Origin of the sequence: Vibrio sp. 10N.286.49.C3 (assembly GCF_041469545.1) — a bacterium.
In the GTDB taxonomy this organism is placed as follows: Bacteria; Pseudomonadota; Gammaproteobacteria; order Enterobacterales; family Vibrionaceae; genus Vibrio; species Vibrio tasmaniensis_A.
This window is the reverse complement of the sequence record NZ_JBFRKT010000086.1, coordinates 1-1885: the sequence shown is the minus strand read 5'-3', so window position 1 is coordinate 1885 and position 1885 is coordinate 1. Positions and strand designations below refer to the sequence as shown.

At 39.2% G+C, this 1885-nt stretch carries 3 protein-coding genes; all 3 read right to left on the bottom strand.

Translation table 11 applies throughout. The features are described from left to right. Window positions 1–169: 169 nt before the first annotated feature. The gene (locus AB4180_RS22225; RefSeq protein ID WP_102250480.1) at window positions 170–808 is read right to left on the bottom strand and encodes a glutathione S-transferase family protein; all 639 of its coding nucleotides are present in this window, start codon (window positions 806–808) and stop codon (window positions 170–172) included. A 123-nt stretch (window positions 809–931) separates the two neighbouring features. Next, a complete protein-coding gene (gene dfrA / locus AB4180_RS22220) occupies window positions 932–1405 on the bottom strand; it encodes a trimethoprim-resistant dihydrofolate reductase DfrA (protein ID WP_065608052.1) in 474 nt (157 codons plus the stop codon). A 133-nt stretch (window positions 1406–1538) separates the two neighbouring features. Next, window positions 1539–1885: N-acetyltransferase family protein (locus tag AB4180_RS22215; RefSeq protein ID WP_372081999.1), on the bottom strand; the 347-nt coding region annotated here is incomplete at its 5' end.

The window sequence follows — 1885 nt, the reverse complement described above, 5'->3', positions numbered from 1 at the left end:
GTGGATAACCCATTTGTTTCCCCTTTGAACATGGATGGCAGCTAACGCCTGCATAACACGTTTGCTACGATACAGACTTAACTGAATTTTACTGCCTTAACCACTGAAACTAAAGGCAAACTGACAACGCCGAGTGTAGCAAATCGTGTTGATGCATTTGTTATGAGTATTACTTAAATGGGCTAAGATCGATACCCTCTAACTCACAAACAGCCATGATTGTTGGATGTGATGATAAACGATTTAGATAAGCTGACAGATGCTCAAAACTTAATGGCGATTTCTTAATTGGTAAACACCACCCAGAAAGCATAAATAAGAAGAAATCACAGGCTGAAATTTCATCGCCTAAAAGGTATTTATTACCCTCAAGTTGATCATTAATTACGGATAGTGAGTCACCAATTCGATCATCTTGCGCTGCAACCACATTTGGAATAGTACTTTCATCATTTGTATGTCGATGTGGATAATATCGAACCATTAACTCAGCTTGAAGTGTATTATTCAAGTACGCTAACCATTGGAAAAACTGAGGTCTACTTTTGCTCCCAAACTGAGGGAGCAAACCATGCTTAGGGTTTTGCTCACAAAGATGAATACAAATCGCAGAGCTTTCAAAGATTGCCATTCCATCGTCAATTAATGTAGGAATTCTACCCGCTGGATTCAATTTTAAATATTCAGCTGATTTGTGGAAGCTCGATTTCCTATCAACTAACAACAATTGATAGTCTAATTCCATGAAATGTAATAAGAAGTGCGGAGCTAAACTCGCGTTGTTTGGGTAATAATATAACTGATACAAAATGACTTCCTTTTCTTAATCCACAAATACTCATAACGCCAAGCTAAGCTGTGAGTGAACGTGTGCTATGTTTGAGCGTTAGCGAGTTCGGCACGCGTTCGCGAATCAGTCTTTAGCGCCTTGTTAGCCCTTTTGCCAAATTTGGTACGTATAATCAATATTTGAACTAAATCGCTGTTCAAAAACTAGAGTCAAATCTCTTGGTAGTTCAGGGAAGAAAATATCACCAGAGATATGTTTATGAATTTTTGAAATATGAATTGTGTCCACTTGCGTAATGAGTGACTTATATATTTGACCACCACCAGACACAAACGCATGCTCGGTTACTGTTTCTAAATAACCCAAGGCGTCTTCAACACTTTTGAAATATAAAACATCAGGATCGTTCGATGTAGATGGAGAACGAGAAATAACCGCATATTTACGGTTTGGCAGTTTTCCCATTGATTCAAAAGTTTTACGGCCAAGTAGCAACCATTGATTAAAAGTCATTGCCTTAAACAACAGCTGCTCACCCTTAACAATCCAAGGTATATCCAGGCCAGAGCCAATTACTCCATTTTCAGCTACCGCTGCCATCAATGATAATTTCAAATTTATCTCCATAGGGCTAACGCCCAATTAAGTAGCTGACAACGCTACCGATATACTCAAACTTAACACCGTAATCACTGAAGCTAAAACGAGTTGAAAATGCCAAGCGTTGACAGTCTGCTTAAATTGCTTGTTATAAAGCGAACTCTGCGTTTAACGACTTTTCTAGCCACATGGAGCTAATGTACTGACCATTTTTCTTTGCGTACTCATTAAAAACACCAACCTCTCTAAACCCGAAACGTTTATGTAGAGCGATTGAGGCGTCATTTGGCAACGCAATACCTGACAATACTCGATGGATACCGTACGTGTGAATAGATGAAAACAGTTGAGAATACAGCTTTGAACCTAAACCTTTACCCTTGGCTGCTTGCGCCAAATAAACAGTTACTTCCGCTGTTTCTTCAAATGCGGACATCGCTCTGTACTGCTGGGAACACGCAAAACCAAGTAGAATTTCATTTTCAGTAGCCACAT